This window comes from Chroococcidiopsis sp. CCALA 051 (genome assembly GCF_003015105.1).
In the GTDB taxonomy this organism is placed as follows: Bacteria; Cyanobacteriota; Cyanobacteriia; order Cyanobacteriales; family Chroococcidiopsidaceae; genus Chroococcidiopsis; species Chroococcidiopsis thermalis.
Map to the genome: position 1 here is coordinate 1 of NZ_PYCI01000117.1, position 22,448 is coordinate 22,448.

Annotated in this window: 18 protein-coding genes; 13 read left to right on the top strand and 5 right to left on the bottom strand. The window is 43.8% G+C overall.

What is annotated here, in order from left to right; all coding sequences use genetic code 11:
• Together C7Y66_RS23055 and panB are read right to left on the bottom strand one after the other, a co-directional pair.
• On the bottom strand, nt 1–574 hold a 574-nt coding region (locus C7Y66_RS23055; RefSeq protein WP_146149857.1), incomplete at its 3' end, for a hypothetical protein.
• 20 nt (nt 575–594) lie between these two features.
• The gene (gene panB / locus C7Y66_RS23060) at nt 595–1,365 is read right to left on the bottom strand and encodes a 3-methyl-2-oxobutanoate hydroxymethyltransferase (protein WP_106547394.1); all 771 of its coding nucleotides are present in this window, start codon (nt 1,363–1,365) and stop codon (nt 595–597) included.
• 319 nt (nt 1,366–1,684) lie between these two features.
• On the opposite strand from panB, the gene C7Y66_RS23065 reads away from it, so the two are divergent.
• The 8 genes from C7Y66_RS23065 to C7Y66_RS23100 all read left to right on the top strand — a co-directional run bounded on the left by C7Y66_RS23065 (nt 1,685) and on the right by C7Y66_RS23100 (nt 8,999).
• On the top strand, nt 1,685–3,115 hold the full coding sequence (locus C7Y66_RS23065) for a form I ribulose bisphosphate carboxylase large subunit (protein WP_015157218.1): 1,431 nt from the start codon (nt 1,685–1,687) through the stop codon (nt 3,113–3,115).
• Nucleotides 3,116–3,253: 138 nt separating this feature from the next.
• Nucleotides 3,254–3,655, top strand: a complete 402-nt coding sequence (locus C7Y66_RS23070) for a chaperonin family protein RbcX (protein WP_015157219.1) — start codon at nt 3,254–3,256, stop codon at nt 3,653–3,655.
• 95 nt (nt 3,656–3,750) lie between these two features.
• Nucleotides 3,751–4,095: a ribulose bisphosphate carboxylase small subunit gene (locus C7Y66_RS23075; protein ID WP_015157220.1), complete on the top strand. Its 345-nt coding sequence runs from the start codon at nt 3,751–3,753 to the stop codon at nt 4,093–4,095.
• A gap of 56 nt (nt 4,096–4,151) precedes the next feature.
• On the top strand, nt 4,152–5,030 hold the full coding sequence (locus tag C7Y66_RS23080) for an Rpn family recombination-promoting nuclease/putative transposase (RefSeq protein ID WP_233222809.1): 879 nt from the start codon (nt 4,152–4,154) through the stop codon (nt 5,028–5,030).
• A gap of 79 nt (nt 5,031–5,109) precedes the next feature.
• The gene (locus C7Y66_RS23085; RefSeq protein ID WP_106547396.1) at nt 5,110–6,537 is read left to right on the top strand and encodes a ribulose bisphosphate carboxylase small subunit; all 1,428 of its coding nucleotides are present in this window, start codon (nt 5,110–5,112) and stop codon (nt 6,535–6,537) included.
• Nucleotides 6,538–7,040: 503 nt separating this feature from the next.
• Nucleotides 7,041–7,316 (top strand): hypothetical protein, encoded by a 276-nt coding sequence (locus tag C7Y66_RS23090; protein WP_106547397.1) that lies wholly within the window; start codon nt 7,041–7,043, stop codon nt 7,314–7,316.
• 54 nt (nt 7,317–7,370) lie between these two features.
• Complete coding sequence (locus tag C7Y66_RS23095) at nt 7,371–8,204, top strand: class I SAM-dependent methyltransferase (RefSeq protein WP_106547398.1); 834 nt, start codon at nt 7,371–7,373, stop codon at nt 8,202–8,204.
• A gap of 174 nt (nt 8,205–8,378) precedes the next feature.
• Nucleotides 8,379–8,999, top strand: a complete 621-nt coding sequence (locus tag C7Y66_RS23100) for a hypothetical protein (RefSeq protein WP_106547399.1) — start codon at nt 8,379–8,381, stop codon at nt 8,997–8,999.
• Nucleotides 9,000–9,008: 9 nt separating this feature from the next.
• On the opposite strand, the gene C7Y66_RS23105 is transcribed toward C7Y66_RS23100, so the two are convergent.
• Entirely contained in the window at nt 9,009–9,956 is a 948-nt protein-coding gene (locus tag C7Y66_RS23105) for a hypothetical protein (protein WP_106547400.1), read from the bottom strand.
• A 543-nt stretch (nt 9,957–10,499) separates the two neighbouring features.
• Here C7Y66_RS23105 and C7Y66_RS23110 point away from each other — a divergent pair.
• Nucleotides 10,500–12,149 (top strand): alpha-amylase family glycosyl hydrolase, encoded by a 1,650-nt coding sequence (locus C7Y66_RS23110; RefSeq protein WP_015157227.1) that lies wholly within the window; start codon nt 10,500–10,502, stop codon nt 12,147–12,149.
• Between the two features lie 34 nt (nt 12,150–12,183).
• Here the strand turns inward: C7Y66_RS23110 and C7Y66_RS23115 are convergent, their stop codons facing one another.
• Both C7Y66_RS23115 and C7Y66_RS23120 read right to left on the bottom strand, forming a co-directional pair.
• Nucleotides 12,184–14,604 carry a sucrose synthase gene (locus C7Y66_RS23115; protein WP_015157228.1) on the bottom strand — a complete coding sequence of 807 codons (2,421 nt, stop codon included), beginning with the start codon at nt 14,602–14,604 and terminating at the stop codon, nt 12,184–12,186.
• A 129-nt stretch (nt 14,605–14,733) separates the two neighbouring features.
• The gene (locus C7Y66_RS23120) at nt 14,734–16,257 is read right to left on the bottom strand and encodes a carboxypeptidase M32 (RefSeq protein WP_106547401.1); all 1,524 of its coding nucleotides are present in this window, start codon (nt 16,255–16,257) and stop codon (nt 14,734–14,736) included.
• A 504-nt stretch (nt 16,258–16,761) separates the two neighbouring features.
• Between C7Y66_RS23120 and C7Y66_RS23125 the strand changes: the two genes are divergently transcribed.
• The 4 genes from C7Y66_RS23125 to C7Y66_RS23140 all read left to right on the top strand — a co-directional run.
• A complete protein-coding gene (locus C7Y66_RS23125; RefSeq protein ID WP_106547402.1) occupies nt 16,762–17,046 on the top strand; it encodes a hypothetical protein in 285 nt (94 codons plus the stop codon).
• A 122-nt stretch (nt 17,047–17,168) separates the two neighbouring features.
• Entirely contained in the window at nt 17,169–19,475 is a 2,307-nt protein-coding gene (locus C7Y66_RS23130) for a filamentous hemagglutinin N-terminal domain-containing protein (RefSeq protein ID WP_106547403.1), read from the top strand.
• The gene (locus C7Y66_RS23135; protein WP_106547404.1) at nt 19,453–21,297 is read left to right on the top strand and encodes a ShlB/FhaC/HecB family hemolysin secretion/activation protein; all 1,845 of its coding nucleotides are present in this window, start codon (nt 19,453–19,455) and stop codon (nt 21,295–21,297) included. Before C7Y66_RS23130 ends, C7Y66_RS23135 begins: the two co-directional genes overlap by 23 nt.
• A 38-nt stretch (nt 21,298–21,335) precedes the next feature.
• Nucleotides 21,336–22,448: tetratricopeptide repeat protein (locus C7Y66_RS23140; protein WP_146149858.1), on the top strand; the 1,113-nt coding region annotated here is incomplete at its 3' end.

Consider the following 22,448-nt stretch of genomic DNA (forward strand, 5'->3'; position numbering starts at 1 on the left):
AGATGTGTATAAGAGACAGATTTCTATGCGCTGCTAATGTGGCAATCGATATGTCCCACAAAGTTTCGGTTTCCACGGCGTAGCAAAACGAGACTGGGACATCATCAGCTATGGTAGCGGCAATTGAGCAAGAATCAGAGGCGATCGCTAATTCTGTTTGTAAGTCAGTTGGTAAATGCTTTAAATTGCCAATTTCATCTGTGGAAAGTAAACGTACCTTCCCTGGAGGAACTTTAGGTAACTTGCGAGGATCGGTGAGTGTATGCAGCCATGCTATTTGCGATCGCCAGTTTGGTAAAATTTGAGTGATATAGTTACTACTTTCCAGTGCGGCGATAATTTCACTTCCTTCCCCTACATAAGTCACAGCTTGTTCTACTGCTTTTTGATTAGGAGAGCCGACTATACAAATTAATTTTTTAGTCGAACTGCAAACAATAAAACTAAGTTTTCCTGCTGTTTCATCCACGCCAAAAATTTTGCCTTCACGGGAAACTAACAGCGAACGAGTTTCTACCCAACGTGGAGTATCGGGTAGAGACATTGCAAAATCACGGTCATAACTAGTTTCCATAAGATCGATAGAAAGAATTCCTATGGAAATTTATGCTCTCTCACCTCAGCAGCATAATCTTGCACTGCCCGAGCGATCGCTTCACTTAAGTTTACATACACCTTGGCAAAGGGCGGTTGCCGTTCAGACAAACCCAACACATCGGCAGTGACTAATACTTGCCCGTCACACTTAGAACCAGCACCAATACCTATAGTAGGAATCGTCAATTTTTGGCTAATCTGAGCCGCTAAGTCTGATGGAATGTGTTCTAAGACAATACTAAAGGCTCCTGCTGCTTCGAGAGCGATCGCCTCAGCAATCAGTTTCTCTCCCGCCGTAGTTGTTTTACCTTGTTGCTTTAATCCCAACTGATGGATCGATTGGGGTGTCAAACCGATATGTCCCATGACTGGAATCCCCGCCTGTACCAACCGCGAAACAGTTTCTATAATTGCCGGATGTCCGCCTTCGATTTTCACCGCCTGCGCCCCTGCTTCTTTCAACGCCCTTCCCGCTGAATGCATAGCCTGCTGAAAGCTTTCCTGATAAGTCAGAAACGGCAAATCGAATACTAACAACGCTCTTTTCACGCCTCGGCGAACTGCCTTAGCGTGATGTAACATTTCTTCTAATGTCAGAGGTATAGTAGTCTCGTAGCCCAGCATGACTGCTAAAGAGTCACCTACCAAAATTAAATCCACTCCCGCAGCATCTAACAATCGCCCCGTAGTGTAATCCCACGCAGTTAGAGCAACAATTGTCTGTCCTTGTTGCTTCCATTGAATTAATTGCTGGGTAGTGATTGGCATAAGAGAGTGGTAATGGGTAATGGGTAATGGGTAATTGGTTAGAGGCAAGAGGTAAGTTTTTCCCTGCTCCCTGCTCTCTACTCCCTGCGCCCTCTCATAACTGATAACTGATAACTGGTAACTGATTCAGATACATTCAGCAGTATTTGTAACAAAATTTAATAAAATACAAGTTTAATAATAAATTTTTATAAATGTGTACAGTACATTTAAATTTTAACTAATTCAATTCTTGATATATTGTTAAAAACCGCGTTGGTTGGCAAGGAACAGACTTACTAACTAGCGAGTGGAAGAGACTGACTCTTGGAAGAAAAATATGTCTTACGCGCAAACGAGAACCCAGACCAAATCGGGCTACCAGGCAGGGGTTAAAGATTACCGACTGACTTATTACACCCCCGATTACACTCCCAAAGATACAGACGTTCTGGCTTGTTTCCGTGTCTCGCCTCAGCCTGGAGTCCCTCCAGAAGAGGCTGGCGCGGCTGTAGCTGCTGAATCCTCCACTGGTACGTGGACGACTGTATGGACGGATTTGTTAACCGACCTAGACCGCTACAAAGGTCGTTGTTATTACATCGAGCCAGTACCAGGTGAAGATAACCAGTTCTTCTGCTTTGTGGCTTATCCTCTCGACTTGTTTGAGGAAGGCTCCGTCACTAATATGTTGACCTCGATTGTAGGTAACGTATTTGGTTTCAAAGCCCTCAAAGCGCTGCGTCTGGAAGACATGAGAATTCCTGTCGCCTACCTGAAGACATTCCAAGGACCTCCCCACGGGATTCAAGTTGAGCGCGACAAACTAAACAAGTACGGTCGTCCATTGTTGGGTTGTACGATTAAGCCCAAACTCGGTCTATCGGCGAAAAACTACGGTCGGGCTGTATACGAGTGCTTGCGCGGTGGTCTAGACTTCACCAAAGACGACGAAAATATCAACTCTCAGCCTTTCATGCGTTGGCGCGATCGCTTCCTATTCGTTCAAGAAGCAATTGGCAAGGCACAAGCAGAGACAGGTGAAGTCAAGGGTCATTACCTTAACGTTACAGCGCCTACCTGCGAAGAAATGATGAAGCGGGCTGAGTTTGCTAAAGAACTCGGTACGCCAATTATCATGCACGACTACCTAACTGGTGGTTTCACTGCTAACACCACTTTGGCGAAGTATTGCCGCGATAATGGTTTGTTACTCCACATCCACCGCGCTATGCACGCTGTAATCGACCGTCAGAGAAATCACGGTATTCACTTCCGCGTCTTGGCTAAGTGCTTGCGGATGTCTGGTGGCGACCACCTGCACTCTGGAACAGTAGTCGGTAAGCTAGAAGGCGAACGCGGGATCACGATGGGCTTCGTTGACCTGATGCGCGAAAACTACATTGAAGAAGACCGTTCTCGCGGTATTTTCTTCACTCAAGATTGGGCTTCCATGCCTGGTGTAATGCCTGTAGCCTCTGGTGGTATCCACATTTGGCACATGCCAGCGCTAGTAGAAATCTTTGGTGATGACTCCTGCTTGCAGTTCGGTGGTGGGACGCTCGGTCACCCTTGGGGTAACGCTCCTGGCGCAACTGCTAACCGCGTAGCTCTAGAAGCTTGCGTTCAAGCTCGTAACGAAGGACGTGACTTGGCACGCGAAGGTAACGATGTAATTCGCGAAGCTGCTAAGTGGTCGCCTGAGTTGGCTGTTGCTTGCGAACTGTGGAAGGAAATCAAGTTCGAGTTCAAGGCAGTTGATACCCTCTAATCAGTGGCGAGTAGTGAGTGGTGAAGTAGCGGGCGGCGAGGTGTCCTCGCGCCCCATTAGCTTCGTAGTGGTGAGTGAGTTAGAATACTCAAAACTCACGACTCATACCTCATAACTCTACAAAGGCTGGGGTCAAGCATGGATATAAAGCGAATTGCGAAGGACACAGCCAAGACGCTGCAAAGCTACCTAACTTATCAGGCAGTAAGAACGGTGTTGGCGCAAATTGGTGAAACTAACCCTCCTCTGGCACTGTGGCTGCATCGCTTTTCTGCGACTGACAGAATACAAGACGGCGAAGCGTACATAGAAAATTTGTTTCGAGAAAAGCCTGATTTAGCATTGCGAATCATGACTGTCAGAGAACATTTAGCGGAGGAAGTGGCTGATTTCTTACCTGAGATGGTACGTGCTGGGATTCAGCAAGCCAACATGCAACACCGCAAGCAGCATCTAGAGCGGATTACGCAACTAGAAACAAATCCTAGCCTTGATTCTGAGCCGCAAACTACCTCAGAAACCAATCTGGATAGTCCTTAAATCGTCATTAGTTATTGGTTACTAGTTGTTTCTACAACAAACGACAAATGACAAATGACAATCATCAATTTTTCAGCAACCCACAGAGATAATCCATGCAAACGCTACCAAAAGATCGGCGCTACGAAACTCTATCTTATTTGCCTCCTCTAACTGACGCTCAAATTAGTCGTCAAGTTCAGTACATTCTGAGTCAAGGATACATTCCAGCAATTGAGTTCAACGAAAGCTCTGAACCAACAGAGTGTTATTGGACAATGTGGAAGCTGCCTTTGTTTGGAGCTGGAAGCACTCAAGAAGTATTGAATGAAGTTCAAGCGTGCCGTTCTCAGTATTCCAACTGCTACATTCGGATCGTTGGTTTCGATAACGTCAAGCAGTGTCAAATCCTCAGCTTCTTGGTTCACAAACCCAACAGCAGTGGTGGTAGATACTACTAAAAACTAGAAATAGTTAAAGTGTTTTGAAAGGAGGGGTAGATTCTACCTCTCCTTTTGTGGATTTTTTAGTGCGGTGGTTGCTTCGCAAACCGCTTTTGGCATCGCCCGTGCAAACAGATAGTCTATTCTACGAAATTTTCCAAACCGATCCAAGTATCGTTTTTGAACTTATAGGTAATTTGTCTGCTAGAAATATTACCTACAGCTTTGCCTCCCAAGAAGTCAAACAAACCAGCTTTCGGATAGATGGTATTTTAGTACCGCCAATTTATGCTACTGACTTACCTATTGTCTTTGTCGAAGTTCAAGGTTATAAAGACAGCAAAAAAGTTCTTTATTCCAGTTTTTTTAGCCAAATTTTTCTGTATTTACACGACTACCAACCAGTTAATGATTGGCAAGCCATTTTAGTTTTTACCAGACGTAGTTTAGATCCAGGTTTACCTAGACAGTATCGGGTATTTGCATCTAGTTCCCAATTCCAGCGCATCTACTTAGATGAATTAGGCGAAACTGAAAATCTATCTTTGGGACTAAGTTTATTGCAGCTCATTGGTTTAAGACAAGAGGTTGCTTCGGAACGGGGTAGGCGGTTGGTAGGAAGAATTAGACGTGAATTAACCGATGCCGGAAATCAGAGAAAATTTATAGAATTAGTAGAAACTGTATTCGTTTACAAATTTCCAGACTTGAGCAGAGAGGAGATAGAAGCGATGTTGGGATTAAACGAACTAAAACAAACCAAAGTCTACCAGGAAGCTTTAGCAGAAGGGCTGGAGCAAGGTAGAGAGCAAGGTAGAGAGCAAGGTAGAGAGGAAGGTAAACTAGCAGCAGTACCCTTGTTACTGAAAGCAGGATTAACAGTAGAACAGATTGCCGAGCAACTGCAATTAGACATAGATGCTGTGAGAAAAGTAGCACAACAGCAATATTAAGTAGATCGAGAAAAAGCGATCGCAACAACCAAAAAAAACTTAAGATAAGTTTAAGCGGCTCGACCTATCTGATAGATTCATGAATTACTACATTGCACCTCGTTTTCTCGAAAAAATCGCTGTATTTATCACCAAGAATTATTTAAATATTCCTGGTATTCGCGTACCGTTGATTTTAGGCGTCCACGGACGTAAAGGCGAGGGAAAATCTTTTCAGTGCGATTTAGTATTCGAGAAGATGGGGATAGAAATTACTCATATTTCTGGTGGTGAATTGGAAAGCCCCGATGCTGGAGATCCTTCGCGTTTGCTGCGTCTGCGCTATCGAGAGACAGCAGAATTGATCCGCGTGCGGGGTAAAATGTGCGCCATCATGATTAACGATCTCGATGCAGGCGCAGGACGATTTGATGAAGGCACTCAGTATACGGTGAATACTCAGTTGGTAAACGCCACGTTGATGAATATTGCGGATAATCCAACTAACGTACAATTACCTGGTAGTTACGACGAAACACCTTTACATCGCGTCCCAATTATTGTGACAGGTAATGATTTTTCCACTTTATACGCGCCATTAATTCGAGACGGTAGAATGGAAAAATTTTACTGGCAACCCGATCGCAGTGATAAAGTCGGTATCGTCGCTGGAATTTATTCAGACGACGGGCTCTCATCACGGGAAATAGAGCAGTTAGTCGATACTTTCTCCAACCAGTCAGTTGATTTCTTTAGCGCGCTGCGTTCTAGAATTTACGACGAGCAAATTCGCGACTTTATCTTCAAAATTGGTATAGAGCAGGTATCGAGAAGAGTTGTAAATAGTGCCGATCGACCACCAGAATTTAGCAAGCCCAAATTCAATCTATCCCGTTTGATTGACATGGGTAATTTGATGGTGAAAGAGCAGCAACAAGTACAGAGTTCTCAGCTAGTCAAAGAGTATAATCGAGCTTTAGATGGAAACAGGTATTTTAGAGAATATACTCCTCCAGCGCCACCAGAAAAACCGAAATCATCGCAGCCAGAAACTGTCACTTCGCCCTTTGGTAATGGTGCAGAATCCGCAAAGAATCCAGTAAAAAATTATTCACCTACACAAACGCCTCTTCCTGTTTGGCAATCTGGGAATCGATTTGTCAATGAAAGTATTCAATTGCCCCAAGCTAGTAGTGGAGTAGTAAACTCAGTTGAATCTTACGAGCTTCCAGTTCATAATAATCGTCACAATGAGGTAATATCAACTCAAATTGGCTTACAAACTTTGGAGCAAGTACGAAATTTAATAGCGCAAGGCTACCACATTGGTATCGAACATGTAGATAAACGCCGATTTCGGACTAATTCTTGGAAGAGTTGCGGTCAAAGTATTGTAGGTGAATCAGAAGCAATTACTGCGCTCGAAGTCAATTTGTCTGAATATCAAAATGAGTATTTGCGAATATTCGGAATTGAGCCAAGAACAAAGCGCCGGGTGATGGAAACAATTATCCACCGACCGGAGTAAGTAATTCTCGTTTGAGTGTAATAAATCTGTATGGGCGCGCAGTTAGCTGTAGCGCCTGATTTGTTTTATTGACGGAGGTTTGGCACGTGCGACTGATAGCAATTTTCAATTGGGTAAAACACGATCTGTAGGGGCGCACGGCTGTGCGCCCCTACAAGTATCACGCACTGATTTACATTTGACTACGGCAGAGAAGATCCCCCCAACCCCCCTTAAACAGGGGGACTACAGATGAATTTCTGTAGTCTAGTTTGAGTAACATGGTTTCAGTATGAGTTCAGACAGCAAATATTAAGTTTTATATACAAATAGTTTATTGAAAGTAATTATCAATAAAATTTGAGTGTTCCAAAAAAATTTGCCTGTTCCAAAAGTGCGGTGAGCCAGATTCTCGGCTGACACGCAAAATTCGTTTGCCTTCGTCTCATTACATCTAGGTTTCACTGCCAAAATTATCTTGAAATGCAACTTTCTCATGACATGCAACCAACTATAGGAATCAAATGTTAATGACAATTTTTCTTGCTTGCTGTGCTTGGGCAATGACAATTGGCGCTTGCGTTAGCGCCATCCTTTCCATTGAAAAAGCCAGCGATCGCATCAAAACACTACATCAAATTCCCTGTTCTGGGTGTGCCTTTTTCACCAACGACTATCGGCTCAAATGCACGGTAAACCCAATAAATGCCTGTACGGAAGCAGCAATTGCCTGTCGCGACTTTGAACCCAGAACTCAGCCATGTCATGCTTGCCGTCAATGTTCGCATAAATTTGAATAGATTGAAACTCGCGATCGCCAAAACTCTAGCCAATTTTTCAGCATCTAAAAGACTATGAGTCAAGTAAAAGAATCGACTGCTAAACTCACGGGTGTGGCTGAAACGCTGACAATTACTCTATACGCTCGTTCTGTAGAAACTTTACGCCAAGATGCTATCCTCAAGGATGAAAAAGCAGTAGAAATTGCCGAAAAGTTAGACTATGACTTTGAGAAATATAGTCAAGGATGGGCATCTCAACTAGGTTGTGTTATTCGTGCCAGAGTTTACGATCGCGCTGTTTCAAATTTTCTGCAAACTCATCCTACAGCTATTGTTGTGAATTTAGGTGCGGGACTTTGCACGCGATTTTTTCGCATCGATAACGGTGAGGTGCAGTGGTATGAGGTGGATTTCCCTGAAGTCATCGAACTAAAACGCAAGTTAGTAACGCCGAGCGATCGCTATCAGTTAATTTCGAGTTCGCTTTTAGATGCTGCATGGATTTCTAAAATTAATCGAGCAGAAGATCGACCTGTATTAATGATTATGGAAGGGGTTAGTATGTATCTGACAGCATCAGAAGTACGAACCTTATTTCAGCAGATTCACCAGCAGTTTTCTCCAGTCGAGATGCTTTTTGACGTGCTGAGTTCTAAACGAGCAAAGAATACTCAAGCTCACGATACAGTATCTAAAACTAACGCTCAATTTAGCTGGGGAATTGACAATTCTCAAGAACTAGAAACTTGGAATGTAGGAATTAGAGTTAAAGAGGAAATTTATTATTTAACTGAATTTGCCAAATATCCCCACCGTTTGCAACCGTGGTGGTTGAAATACCTAACTCCAATCTTAGTACCTTTATATAAAAAATCTGGTCGAATTTTACGAGTTGAGATAGCTTAAAAATTATAGTTTTTGAGTGAAACTCAAGCGTAAGATGGACATTGCCCACTCTACTAAAAAAACTGACGACTGGTACTAGGTTGATATCGGTGGCAATGGATCGGCTTGATAAAGGAGGAGAAGACTACAATGAAAGTACTAGAGTGAAAATAGCTTACTTTCTGGTATTACTCTATGTCTTCTATCAGCCTAACTTGTGTTTTTAGACATTCGCTGAAGCGTCAAGCAGTCAAATTATGTTTTGCGTCTTTAGCGATCGCTACAGTATATATCTCTATTCCATCTGCGATTTCCCAAGAACTCCCGATCGTGCGATCGGCAGCTTTAGATCCAGGGATTGACGTGCCGTGGTCGCAACCTGTAAGAATTATCGATCCGTTTGAGGGAGAGTATGTGGGTATTTTCGATAAAAACTTCTTTTATCGACGTATTTTGAATACCAACGCCAGAGTACAAGTTGTTAGCCTCTGGCGGAATAATTCGGTACGCTTTTTATTGGCTTACAGCGATCGCGATTGCAATTTTAGTCATGGCTGGTTTGACCATCGTATCAGTAGAGACTGTTTAACCGCAAACGCAGCTTTGGGAATTGCCAATCTATATATCAAAGTCGGCGATCGCGTTTTTCAATTAGAGGGAGATAACAGCAGATTTCAGGTCAAACCAGATTTAGCTACTGCTTTAAAAAACTCCCCCAATCAAAACATTAACATTCGTTTAGTGACGAAAAGTGGGGAAATTGTAGATAGCGAAATCGGGAAGAGTACTGTAGCAGCTTGGAAAGAGATTTATTAAGACAAGTACTTAAGCCTTTGCTTCAGGTAAGCTTAGTACTTGACGCGCACCATGTAATTTCACAAATCTTCGATACAACCACATAGTATCTCTTTCGGAGATTCCTTTGAGATTGACGAGATGATGTACTTTTTTCTGAGCGATTCTTTGCAAATAAGGTAAATCTTCAAACAAAGTCAAACAAGCGGCAAAATGCAACACGACTTGCAATAATGGTCGGGGCCATTTGAGATTGCTGTAGATATCGATAATGAGCTTATGCTCGTTAGCACCAACGGGAATGACATTGAACAAAACTGTAATGTATCGCTGGTTATAAACCGGAATACTCAACTCTACCGTATACGGAGTATGTAAGGTTAATCCTACTTCGACTATTGGTTGTCGCCAAATTCGTAACACGTTAGCAGGTGAATCTAACACAGTTTGAAATCTTACCATTCCCCCGCTTTGTGTCGGCTGAATTTGACTGACTCCAATCACTTTAAGGTTGTTAAGACTGAAATGGTGGATTGTCTCTAAGTGTTTGAGATTTAAAAGATGGTAAATTTGGCAAATGTAATGAAAGGGTAAGATATATTCTTGACGAATGACATGTTGCTCTTGCAGCTCTGACATTCTAGCTGTAGTCGCGTGTAAGCTATGCTCATCTATAGAGTTTCGTGCCTCAATTGCATAACTTCTGACTGCACCAATTCCACCAATATTTGAGCTTTCTTCAGGTTTGAGATAAATCCAGCCTAGTAAGAAAAAAGAAGCTGTAAATAAGTGTACCAGCTCTATAGAAGAGACATATCCATCAGTAAAAGCGGCAAAACTGCGATCGACAATACCAAATAACCAGGAAGGAATTCCAAACAGCCACAATCCATTTCTAAAGCTAGAAAAGACTAAGGGAAATTCGATCGCAGGTATATTGTTACTTTTGTAACTTTTATTTAGGGATTCTAGCTGCATAGGGTTTTTAGAAAAAATCAGGTCTATTCTAGCTGCATCATCTGAAATTTTAATTCAGTACAAGCGCCATAATTTGGCTGAGAATAATTTGGTTTAGAAAGGGAAAGCTCCAACTATTTCCTTTCCTAATTTTTAGGTTAACTTTGTTACAGTTTACTCACCCTCTGCCGCAAGACAAAACACAGTTCTATCTAAATAATGAAAATTTAAAGTTAAACAAAATGTACGTCTGTATTATCAGCTACACATATCTTAACAAATATTTTGAAGCGCGATCGCGCTCCACTTCAAACTCTAGCTATAGGCATATATCTGAAGAAGTACAGTTGATGGAGATAGGATTGAGATTTTTAATAAAATTGATAGAGATGCGATCGAACACTCAGTTAATTCATCAATTTTTGGGACTTGCCTGAAAAGAATCGTTCGCTCGTATATCTTGGGGAGGAAGGTAGATTAACTTATCTTCTATCCCGTGAATGATTTTCAAACTCTGTTTGCGCGTAAGACAATACGGTTGTTCGTCACTGTATTAAAAAAATCATGGCAAGCCCAATAGAATTTAGTTTATTTGCTCCATATAACAAAGGTGCGAAGCTAATTGGCTGCTTTTCCAATTGGGAAGAGATAGCGATGGAAAAAGGTAAAGACGGGTACTTTCGGACAAAAGTTGAATTAGAAGATGGCGTATATCAATATAAGTTTCGCGTCCAGTCTAAATCTTGGTTCTTTGAACCCGACCAATGGGTAGATGTTATCGATCCTTATGCTACAGATATCGATAACCCAACGCAGAATGCAGTAGTGCGGGTAAAAGATGGACAGCGGATTCTGGATACTTATGTATGGCAACACGATGACAAGCCATTACCGAGCGATCGCGAGTTGGTAATATATGAAATGCACGTTGGCGATTTTTCTGGTGGTGAAGACGACCCTCACGCACGCGGTAAATACAAACACGTTGTTGAAAAGTTAGATTATCTGTGCGAACTTGGTGTTAACGCAATCGAATTGATGCCAGTTAAAGAATACCCGGGAGATCATAGCTGGGGTTACAATCCCCGTCACTTTTTCGCCACAGAATCCAGCTACGGTTCTACAGAGGGATTGAAAAAACTGATCGATGAATGCCATGCAAAAGGCATTCGCGTTATCATGGACGGGATTTACAACCACTCAGAAGCAGAAAGTCCGCTAACTCAAATCGACCACGATTATTGGTATCATCACGAACCCCGCGACCCCGATAATAACTGGGGACCAGAGTTTAATTACGAATTTTACGATGAAAATTTAGAAACATATCCAGCACGGAAATTTATTGGCGACAACGTGCGATTTTGGGTGGAAGAATTTCATATTGATGGCATTCGCTTTGACGCTGCAAGACAAATTGCCAACTATGACTTCATGCATTGGATAGTGAATGAAGCCAAGCAAAAAGCCAGCATGAAGCCATTTTATACTGTTGCCGAACACATTCCCGAAACAACATCCATCACTAATGTAGATGGACCGATGGACGGCTGCTGGCACGATAGTTTTTACCACGATGTTTTGGCGCACATTTGCGGTGACACCTTCGACTTAGAAAGACTTAAAGATGTCATTGACTGCAAGCGTCAAGGCTTCATGGGTGCAACTAACGTGGTGAATTATTTGACCAACCACGACCACAACCATTTGATGGTAGAGTTAGGCGATCGCCAAATCTTTGACGAAGAAGCCTTCAGGAGAATTAGATTGGGAGTTGCCTTATTAATGACAGCTGTTGGCGTTCCTTTAGTTTGGATGGGTGAGGAGTTTGGCGAATATAAGCCGAAAACAACTGAATCTGCCAAAATCGAGTGGGGACTGCTGGGCAACGATCTCAATCGCAACTTATTTGAATACTACAAAGGCTTAATTAACCTCCGCAAGCACAACCACGCGCTTTACACGGAAAATATCGATTTCTTCCACGAAAATCCAGAAGCTAAAGTCGTAGCTTACACTCGTTGGAACGATGAAGGTTCTCGCGTAGTTGTAATCGCTAATTTCTCAGAAAACTTCTTAGCTGGGTATCGCGTCGATAACTTCCCTGCTGCTGGAAAATGGCACGAATGGACGGGGAATTACGACCTCGAATCTGGGGAAGATATGCTGCTGGATATTGGTCCTTACGAAGCCAAAGTTTTTGTTTGGCAGTAGTAAGGTAGGGTGCGTTGTTAACGCACCCGATAACTTAACGATGCATGTGTTGTTCTAACAATTGTTGCGCCCTTGGTCGGTAAATTAAATAGAATAAAGCCTCAAGATAACGCAACAAGTCTTCGCGATTTTCTTTGGAAATAAAATTCCAGAAACCGTAAATTCGTGCCAGAGATAGCAGGCGCGTAGTATGAATTTTCCAAGTATAAGTGCTGTAAACTCGGTCAATCCCCCGCGTGGAAATTTCATACCAATAATTAGGATTTTGTTCGCATTTCGTCACAAATTCCAAAATTTTATCGGCTGTTTCCTCTAGATGCGTTGGGTTGATGTAGAAACCATTTACCTTATCTTGAATGATTTCTAGCGGTCCCCCGAACTGAGTGGCAAAAGTCGGTAAACCAGAAATCATCGCCTCTAATACGGTTAAGCCGAAAGCTTCAAATAACGCTGGCTGCACGAAAATACCGTGACGGTCTGCAATAACTCGATAAACTTCCCCAGAAGCAGATTTAGGCAAGCGTACCCCTAACCAGCGAATCTTGCCATGCAAATTGTACTGGTCGATGATGCTATAAAGCTTGACAATTTCATCCTTTTCTTCGTTGTCTTCCGATTCTTCAACGCGCAATTTTCCAGCAATTAAGATTAAATTGCAATGTTCTTGCAACGCTTCGCTTTTCCCAAAACACTCAGCTAAACCAGTTAAGTTTTTGATCCGGTCTAACCTGGCTACCGAGAAAATCGGACGCTTGCTGGGGTCGTCGAGTTTGCCATAAGCTTGAACGGGATCGTCCAAGGTAAATAATAGGTCTTCTACCCGTTCGCGATCGCTTGGCACGCGGTCTTCCATCCGTGAATACGGGAAGTAGTAACTTTCATTCACACCAGGCGGAACCACGTTAAATTTAGGGCTGAATAGTTCGACTCCGCTGACAACATGATATAAATCCGGCATTGTGAAAGACTTGTACGATTCATACTGCCCTACACTATCGCGAGTCCCGACAATTTCTTGGTAGGTGCTGCTAATGACAAAATTAGCCGCATTCATGGCAATCAGATCGGCGGTGAATTGTAGCGAGAAGTGATATTTATCTTCTAAATCTTGCCAGTACAGGTTGCTAAACAAATACTTGGACTTTTCTAGCGCGTGGGCAATATTACACTGAGTAATCTTCATCCGCCGCGATAGTAAGAATGCGACTAAATTACCGTCAGAATAGTTACCGATAATTAGATCGGGTTTTCCATGCAATTCTGCTAGTAATTCCTTCTCAGCATCGATCGCGAAAGTTTCTAGGTAGGGCCATAACTCAAACCGCGAGATCCAGTTTTGTGTCAGTTTAGGATTGAATTCTCGCAACGGGACGCGCAAGATCCAAGCATTTTCCGTTCCATAAACTTTCTCTAATCTTTGATTGCAAAGAGTTCCATCGCTATTAGGAATTAAGCGGGTGAGAATGACAACTTTCGGCTTCACATTCATCCCGTCCAAACCCGCCAGGGTCGTATCTTCCTGCAACTGTTTTTCTAAACTTTTTACCTGGTCGAGGATGTATACCACCTGACCCCCTGTATCGGGTCGTCCCAAAACTCCCTCTTGTCCGAACCAGCCGTGGGACGAAACAAGGGCGATCTTAAAGATCATCGGAATCCGAGAAATAAAAGCTTCCAGGGTTTGCGGATCGGGAGAATCGATCAATTCATCGAGAATACTTAAAGTGTCCTGTACCCGCCCCGCCGTGTTTCCCCAGCCAGGTTCAAACCCCATCATTTGTAAGTCAAATTTGAAATTTTCGTAGGGTTCTTCACTGGCGCGATCGCCCACAAATGCGATCGCTCTTTTGATTTGATCGGATAATTGTTGATGGGACTTAATTCTGCCGTTAATTAGCAGTTGAATTCCATCATATTGATGTACCTGGAGAAAGTTAAACATACTTTCCAACCATTGTCTGGGGTCTTGAAACAATTTGCTGGAAAGATAGCGGTTGAGATACTGTACCCCCTTACCAATATTTTTCGGGTCGCGAATGGTGGGAGTGTAGTCGTAAAAAGGTCCAAAATCGAGTTCGAGAATATCCCCTTCATTTGGATGGTAGCGGTTGACAAAGCGATCGCGAACATCAAGCAATTCCTGTATCGTCAGCACTTCTACCATCAAATCTTCTGTGATTCGATAGAATTCTTGACTGGCAATTTTTTGGCGGATAATTAAACAAAGATTACCATTTTCTAGAATGATTTCTTGGGTATAGTAAATGAGCTTACCCAGATGAGAACCGCTATAAAATTCAGCCGACTTTTGGTACTTATTGCAGTACTCCACATACGACATCAGAATGTCGTTTCTCAACAAATACTTCTTATCTTGATGACGAATCTCGCTAAAAAACTGGCGCAGATCGCTTCTTTCTTCACTATCGAGAACAGTTTGCAGCAGTTCGGACATGATAAATTCCCCAAGAATGTTGTAGTTGGTAATTGGTAGTTGGTGAGTGGTAGTTGGTGAGTTGCTAGTGGCTAGTGGAACCAGAATCTTGAATCCAGTCACTAGTCACTAGTCACCAGACACTACTCCCTAAATTCCATACAATTCGCCAAATTTCTGTTTGATGTAGCTGATAAAGGGTTCGATTTGCAGGGGACTACCAGTCACCCGTTGGATTAATTCCGCCGCCGTATACTTGCGACCGTGTTGGTAGAGGTTTTGTTTCAGCCAGTCGTGCAAGGTGGTAAAGTTACCAGAGGCGATTTGTTGAGGAATTTCTGGATGTGCTTGCGTTGCAGTAGCAAAGAATTGAGCGCTCATTAAGTTACCGAGGGTATATCCTTGGAACGCACCGCCAATCGCACCACCGTACCAGTGGACATCCTGTAAAACACCAATACTATCGTTGGGTGGGGTAATGCCAAGATCGGATTTGTAACGTTCGTTCCAAGCGTCAGGAAGGTCGCGAACTGCTAATTTACCTTCTAATAGCTGCAATTCCAGGTCGAAACGAATCAAGACATGGAGATTATAGGTGACTTCGTCGGCATCGGTGCGAATGAGCGATCGCTCGACTTTATTAATCGCTCGGTAAAATGTTTCTAAGTCAACTTTTCCTAACTGTTGGGGAAAGGTTTCCTGCAACTGGGGATAAAAGCATTTCCAAAAAGGACGACTTCTGCCCACCATATTTTCCCACAACCGCGATTGACTTTCATGCACTCCCGCTGAAGTTCCTCCCGCTAGTGGCGTAGCTTCGTATGCCCGACTCACTCCCTGTTCGTAGAGTGCGTGTCCGGTTTCGTGAACCGTGCTGAACAGCCCTTCGTTCAAGTCATTTTCGCGCACGCGGGTGGTGATGCGGACATCCCCTGTAGAGAATTTAATCATGAAGGGGTGTAGGGTTTTGTCCTGTCGTCCCCTTTGAAAATCGTAACCGAGTTGTTCGATAACTTTGAAGCTGAAATCTAGTTGTTCGGCTTCAGGGAAATGCTGGTGCAAGCAAGATGCGTCGGCTACGGGTTGAGCAGCAATTGCTGCGACAATGGGGACGAGTTCCTGACGCAGTTGAGTAAATAGCGATCGCACGCTCTTGACTGTCATGCCATAATCTGCATCTGCAATCAATGGATCGGCAATATGCTCGTACCCAGGAAAAAAGTTAGCGCGATCGCGACTCAGTTCTAATGTCTTTTCTAAATAAGGCGCAACTGTAGCAAAATCATTTGTAGCCCTTGCCTTTGCCCAAACTTCATAACACTCAGCCGTATGTTGCGAAAACTTAGCTGTAAAAGCAGGGGGAATATTGACCGCACGTTCGTAGTCGTGGCGCGTGATGCGGATCAGGCTTGCTTCATCTGAATCGTAGGCTAAGCTTTGTTCGTAGGGGCGTAAATCTTCTAATAGTTGTCCGATTTGCGGGTCGGTAAATTTCGTGTGGGCAATCTGCGCTAGCGTGGCTAATTGCCTTCCCCTTGCTGCTGCGCCTTCGGGAGGCATATACGTTGCTTGATCCCAATAGAGGAGGGATGCAGCCGATTCAATGTCGTTAATCTCTGTCAGGAGGGTTTTAAGTTGGGCGAGTTTGGGTTCTGTCTTTTCCAGAGTTTGCATGGGCTGAGCGTGTGGATTCTAGGTTCCTTTTGTCAATACTAAGTCCGACTTGCCCAGATGTGCATGGAAGTGCCAACTATTTTCAGGAAACAGGAAACTCTAGTCTGATAGCAATTCTCGATTGCGTGCGTGACATTTGTAGGGGCGCACAGAGAAAGCGCCCCTACAGATCGTGTGTTTTACCCAATCGAAAATCGCTATGAGAAAGGGCGAATGTAATCCGTAGCTACATTAATAAAGTCTGTTAGCGCAGACTCATGGCAGATTGGTTAAGCCTTTATAGCGGCGATTTATAATTGCCAAGCTTCAGCTTCTTGCTTCCCGCCTGAAAGCATCAGATCGCTTGTACAGCATAACTATTTCAAAAATCCCTCGATTTAGCACAAAAGTACTATTATTGACAGATTTCGGGAACTCAACTTATTTCTTCTGTATTGAAATTTAGCTGTGGGCGATCGCTGTCAACCGATCGCTGACAAAATAGAGTTTTCTAGGAGAAGCACAATGGACAACGATGCTATTCAACAAGAAATAATGGCACTTCTCAATCAGGAAGATATATTGTCCTCACTAAATAAGATATTCCAAAAATATGGCGTGTTAGACACTAAAAATATTTCCATAGAATTCAATTTTTTTGAGAAAACACCATCCGATCGCGATTGCCGTCCAAATGCCAGCGTGTTGCCAGATCCCTCACCAGATAGTGTATTCCGAACCACTGCTTGGTTTTGCCCTTGCCCCCCAAACCAAGCTTGTGCGCCACCTCCTGGTAAGTGGATTGGATGATACAGCCACAGGTAGGTTTAGAAGTATTCCTGCAACAAGAGGGGTTTTCTAAGTCATATTGTTGCCTGTCTGACATACTCAGATATGCTCTTAAGTATGTCGATGTCTGAGTAAATTTAAAAATGGCTCAAAGTAGGAGTAGTTGGGGTTGGCGGCTACGGCTGGCGTGCTGTGTAGCCGTTAGTGGAGCGATCGCTACTGAAGATCGGATTTCAGCTCAGGTTGTTCCCGACAATACATTAGGTGCTGAAAGCTCATCAGTTAACCAAACTACTCCTCTAACTTCTCAAATTGAAGGTGGAGCAGCGCGGGGCAAAAATCTATTTCACAGCTTCGAGCAGTTTTCTATCCCAGCAAATGGTGAAGTGCGCTTCAATAACGATGTAAATATTGAAAATATTATCACCCGCGTGACTGGCTCTACTGCTTCTAATATAGATGGCGCGATCGCCGCTAACGGTAGCGCCAACTTATTGTTAATCAATCCAAATGGAATTATTTTTGGCACTAATGCCTCGCTCAATATTGGTGGTTCATTTCTCGCTAGTACAGCGCGTAGCATTATTTTTGCCGATGGCACTCAGTTCGATGCAAATCATTCTCAAACTCCGCCCTTACTAACAGTTAATACGCCGATCGGCTTGCAATTTGGCTCCAATTCTGGCGCGATCGTTAACCGCTCTCAAGCGTCTCTCAACGGAGCAGTAAATTACTTTGGCTTTCCTGCTGGTTTACAAGTAGTGACAGGTAAAACATTAGCACTTGTAGGAGGTAGTATTTTACAAGAGGGTGGAAATATGACAGCAGCAGAGGGACGAATTGAACTAGGCAGTGTTTTCGATAATAGTTTAGTGAATCTCAAGCCCACAGAAAAAGGCTGGAAGTTGGGATACGAGCAGGTACAAAATTTTCAAAATATTGAGTTAAATAGCTTTGCAAACATACCTTATTTAGATGTCAGTGGTGAAAGTAATGGCGATCTTCACCTTCAAGGTAAGGTAATTCAAATTAACAATTATGGATTGACCTCTATAAATAGACAAGAAATCCAACCGGGAAATTTGACTATAAACGCCTCAGATAATATAGAATTGGCGGGCGTGAATACCGTAATATCTACTTTAACTTTTGGAGCAGGAAATGGCGGAAGTATTACTTTCAATACTAAAAATTTAACCGTGAAAGAAGGGGCGCAAGTTTTTACTTCTACTTTTGCTACAGGTGCTGGAGGAAAATTAACTGTTAACGCATCAGAATCAGTACAAATAATTGGTAGTTTTCCTTTATCTATTGATAATTTTGAGGCATTTAGTAGTTTATCTAGTGCAACTGCTGCTGCTGGAAATGCAGGGGACTTAACAATTAATACTTCAAAACTAATTATCAGAGATGGAGCAAAAATATCCACAGCATCAGAGGGAATTGTCTTCGATCTAACTCTCAACCAGTTCGTACCAGCAACAGGCAAAGGAGGAAACCTCACTATCAACGCATCTGAATCTGTAGAGCTGACGGGGACTACAAAAAATGGTTCTCCGAGTACCTTAACTGCGATCGCTCAAGGTGGTGCAACTGCTGGAAATCTGAGAATTAATACAAAAAGTTTGACGATTGGGAATGAGGCGGAAATAAGTGTCAGCAGTTTCGGTACGGGTAATGCAGGCAACTTGGAAGTTACAGCTAATTCCATCCGTGTAGAAGATGGTGGCAAACTTACTGCTACCAGTAAATTCAGCAGTGACGGTGGAAATATAAACTTACAAAACCTGGACTTACTCACCTTACGCAACAATGGTGAAATTTCTACTAGTGCGGAAGGTGCAGGCGATGGTGGCAATATAAATGTTGATACAGACAATCTAGTACTAGCAGAAAGAAGCAAAATTACAGCTAAAGCTGTCGATGGTCGCGGTGGTAATATCAGCATTACAACCCAAGGACTCTTTGTGTCTCCCGATAGTACGATCGATGCCACATCCGATCGCGGTATTAATGGAATAGTAGAAATTAGAAGACCAGATGTAGACCCCAGCGCTGAGTTAGTTATCTTACCAGCAGATGTCGTCGATGTCAGCGGTTTGGTGGCTCAAGGGTGTTCTGTAGGTAGCGTAGCATCAGGAGAAAGCAGCTTCGCGATCGCTGGACGAGGTGGCTTACCTCCAACTCCTGCCGAAACAACTAGAAGCGAGTCCATCTTGGCAGATTTGGGCATTGCAGAAAAGTCAAAAGTTAGAAGTCAAAAGTCAAAAGCAATTTCGACTCCCGCAGAAATTTCCAATAAAGTTAATCCTACCCCACTTGTGGAAGCTACAGGGTGGGTGGTAGGTTCTAATGGTGAGGTCATACTGACTGCTTCTGTTATTACCGATACGCTTAATATTCCTTGGTTTAGACCGAATAGCTGTAATGGAACGCAAATTTTACAATAGTTTTGCATCCCTCCTCATACAAATAACGGGAGGGATTGGTTGTATAAGCATTAGTTTTTGTTTACTGACTCCTAGTATTAATGCTAGCCCCGATCCGGCGGTCGCTGCACGGACAAACTTACAAGCACAACTCCCAATCGCTCAAACTCCCCGTCTCCCTGCACCGCCACCGCGTCCCCAAGATGTAATTCCGCGCTCCGAACCCGCGCCTCCAGAACTCCCGACACCCGCTCCCTTACCACCACCAGAAGATTTATTACAGCCACCTGATGCACCTCCCACACCCGCACCTATACCGGGAAAAATTCCAGAAAAACTAACAGTTAAAAGGTTTGAGGTGACTGGCAGTACGGTATTTAGCCCCCAAGATTTCGAGAAAGTTTTAGCTCCCTTCACAAATCGATCGCTGTCTTTTGCCGAACTGTTTCAAGCCCGTACTGCTGTTACGCAACTATATATAGATAAAGGATATATTACCTCTGGGGCTTTAATTCCACCCCAAGCTATCCAAGACGGCGTAGTGAAAATTCAAGTCGTCGAAGGGGGATTAGAAGCAGTTAACATACAGGGAACGCGGCGATTAAGACCTAGTTACATTCGCGATCGCATTCCGCAAGCCACACCCCTGAACCAACAACGCCTGTTAGAGGCTTTGCAACTACTGCAACTCAATCCCTTAATTCAAAACCTTTCAGCCGAACTTTCAGCAGGGACTCGTGCAGGTACGAGCGTGCTAGATGTCACTGTGAAAGAAGCAGATACTTTTGATACGCAAATTGTATTGGATAACGGGCGATCGCCTAGTGTTGGTAGCTTCCGGCGACGGGTGCAATTGAATCAAGCTAATTTACTTGGATTTGGCGATGGGTTGAGTTTTGCATATAGCAATACCGACGGTAGCAATAGTGTAGATAGCAGTTATACAATCCCCGTAAATGCTAAAAACGGCACGGTTAGCTTGAATGTTGGATTCGCCGACAGCAACGTGATCGAACCTCCATTCGACGACCTCGAAATCGATGGAAATTCTCGTTATTTTGAATTAAGCTACCGTCAACCTTTATTACAATCTCCTAATCGTGAATTTGCCCTCGGTTTAACAGCAGCGCGGCGTGAAAGTGAAATATCTTCCGATGTTTTAGAAGAGTTTGACTATCCTTCCTCTTTACTCTCACCAGGCGCAGATGAGGATGGAGATACTCGCATCTCAGCCGTTCAATTCTTTCAGGAATGGACGCAACGCAACACGCGAGAAGTGATTGCAGCGCGATCGCAATTTAATTTAGGTGTGGGAGCATTTGACGCTACGATTAACAGCGATGCTCCAGACAGCCGCTTCTTCTCCTGGCAAGGACAAGCGCAATGGGTACGGTTGCTGGCTCCCGATACTTTATTCCTACTCCGTACAAATATCCAAATTGCTGACGATCCGCTCGTACCTTTAGAACAATTTGGCGTAGGTGGACTCGAAAGCGTCAGAGGCTACCGTCAAGATGCACTGCTATCAGATGGTGGTTTATTTGCTTCGGCAGAACTGCGCATTCCAGTTTATCGCGTTCCCGAACGGCAATTGACACTACAAGTCACGCCCTTCGTCGATTTTGGAACGATTTGGAACGAAGCTGGGCGATCGGTGGATGATTTGACTCCGCCTGAAGACGAAGATACCTTAGTATCGGTAGGCTTGGGATTGCGCTTTCAACTAGCAGACACCGTAACTGCTCGTCTAGATTGGGGTATTCCCTTAGTCGATATTGAAGACCGCGATCGCACCTGGCAAGAAAACGGCGTATATTTTTCGGTCAATTACAGTTTGTTTTAAGGCAAGAGGCAAGAGGTAAGAGGTGAGAGGTAATAACAATGTCAATCTCAAAAACTTACCTCGCAGTATTGTTAATTTTCCTCCCTGGAACGGCGATCGCAGCTCCATCCGCTCCAGAGATCGCTGTGCAACCAACACAGAGCAGCGGTGATGATGCACAATTATTGCAACAAGGCAGAGAACTCTATACAGCCGGACAATTTGCCCAAGCAGTAAAAATCTGGCAACAAGCAGCGCAAAACTATAGAGCCAAAGGAGATAAGCTCAATCTCGCGATCGCCTCCAGCAATTTATCTTTAGCCTATCAGCAACTCGGACAGTGGCAGCAGGCAGAACAGGCGATCGCTGTTAGTTTCGATCTATTGGGATACCTTGCAAATGAGACAAGGAGACAAGGGGGACAAGGAAGAAATTCTAGCTACCAGCCACTAGCCACTAGCCACTCCCGACTCCCGAGTCCCGAGTCCCGCGTTCTTCTAGTTCTCGCTCAAACCTTAAATACTCAAGCCAGCTTGCAATTGGGATTGGGACAAGCAGACACAGCTTTCAGTACGTGGCAACAAGCTGCTACGGTGTACGAACAAGCAGGCGATCGCCCTGGAGTCATCCGTAGTTTACTGAATCAGAGTCAAGCGCTGCAAGCCTTGGGACTGTATCGTCGGGCTTTAGAAACATTAACCTCTGCCGATCGCAGCCTCAGTGCTATTCCAGATTCTTCGCTGAAAGCTGCCGGACTTCGCCAAATGGGGAACCTACTGCGATCGATAGGCGATTTGCCGCAGTCCCAACAAGTATTGCAACGGAGTTTAGTCTTAGCACAAAAACTCAACTCACAGTCAGATATTGCGGCTAGTTTATTTAGCCTCGGCAATACAGCGCGATCGCAAAGAGACAATCCAACTGCCTTAGCCTACTATCAACAGGCTGCTACTACTGCGATCGCGCCGATCGCAAAACTGCAAGCTCGACTTAACCAATTCAGCTTATTAGTAGACACGCAAGATTCTACTGCCCAATCGCTCATTCCCGAAATTCAATCTCTGCTTGCTACCATCCCCCCCAGTAGTAAAACAGTCTATGCCCAAATTGATTTTGCTCAAAGTTTGATGAGACTAGGGGAAGGAAGACAAGGGGGACAAGGAAGACAAGGG

What these genes read in the sequence shown, in the direction of transcription:
- panB (WP_106547394.1), bottom strand. Translation starts at nt 1,365, where the DNA reads ATGCCAATCACTACCCAGCAATTAATTCAATGGAAGCAACAAGGACAG.
- C7Y66_RS23115 (WP_015157228.1), bottom strand. Translation starts at nt 14,604, where the DNA reads ATGTCCGAACTGCTGCAAACTGTTCTCGATAGTGAAGAAAGAAGCGAT.
- C7Y66_RS23105 (WP_106547400.1), bottom strand. Translation starts at nt 9,956, where the DNA reads ATGCAGCTAGAATCCCTAAATAAAAGTTACAAAAGTAACAATATACCT.
- C7Y66_RS23110 (WP_015157227.1), top strand. Translation starts at nt 10,500, where the DNA reads ATGGCAAGCCCAATAGAATTTAGTTTATTTGCTCCATATAACAAAGGT.
- C7Y66_RS23135 (WP_106547404.1), top strand. Translation starts at nt 19,453, where the DNA reads ATGGAACGCAAATTTTACAATAGTTTTGCATCCCTCCTCATACAAATA.
- C7Y66_RS23095 (WP_106547398.1), top strand. Translation starts at nt 7,371, where the DNA reads ATGAGTCAAGTAAAAGAATCGACTGCTAAACTCACGGGTGTGGCTGAA.
- C7Y66_RS23065 (WP_015157218.1), top strand. Translation starts at nt 1,685, where the DNA reads ATGTCTTACGCGCAAACGAGAACCCAGACCAAATCGGGCTACCAGGCA.
- C7Y66_RS23125 (WP_106547402.1), top strand. Translation starts at nt 16,762, where the DNA reads ATGGACAACGATGCTATTCAACAAGAAATAATGGCACTTCTCAATCAG.
- C7Y66_RS23070 (WP_015157219.1), top strand. Translation starts at nt 3,254, where the DNA reads ATGGATATAAAGCGAATTGCGAAGGACACAGCCAAGACGCTGCAAAGC.
- C7Y66_RS23100 (WP_106547399.1), top strand. Translation starts at nt 8,379, where the DNA reads ATGTCTTCTATCAGCCTAACTTGTGTTTTTAGACATTCGCTGAAGCGT.
- C7Y66_RS23130 (WP_106547403.1), top strand. Translation starts at nt 17,169, where the DNA reads ATGGCTCAAAGTAGGAGTAGTTGGGGTTGGCGGCTACGGCTGGCGTGC.
- C7Y66_RS23075 (WP_015157220.1), top strand. Translation starts at nt 3,751, where the DNA reads ATGCAAACGCTACCAAAAGATCGGCGCTACGAAACTCTATCTTATTTG.
- C7Y66_RS23120 (WP_106547401.1), bottom strand. Translation starts at nt 16,257, where the DNA reads ATGCAAACTCTGGAAAAGACAGAACCCAAACTCGCCCAACTTAAAACC.
- C7Y66_RS23085 (WP_106547396.1), top strand. Translation starts at nt 5,110, where the DNA reads ATGAATTACTACATTGCACCTCGTTTTCTCGAAAAAATCGCTGTATTT.
- C7Y66_RS23090 (WP_106547397.1), top strand. Translation starts at nt 7,041, where the DNA reads ATGTTAATGACAATTTTTCTTGCTTGCTGTGCTTGGGCAATGACAATT.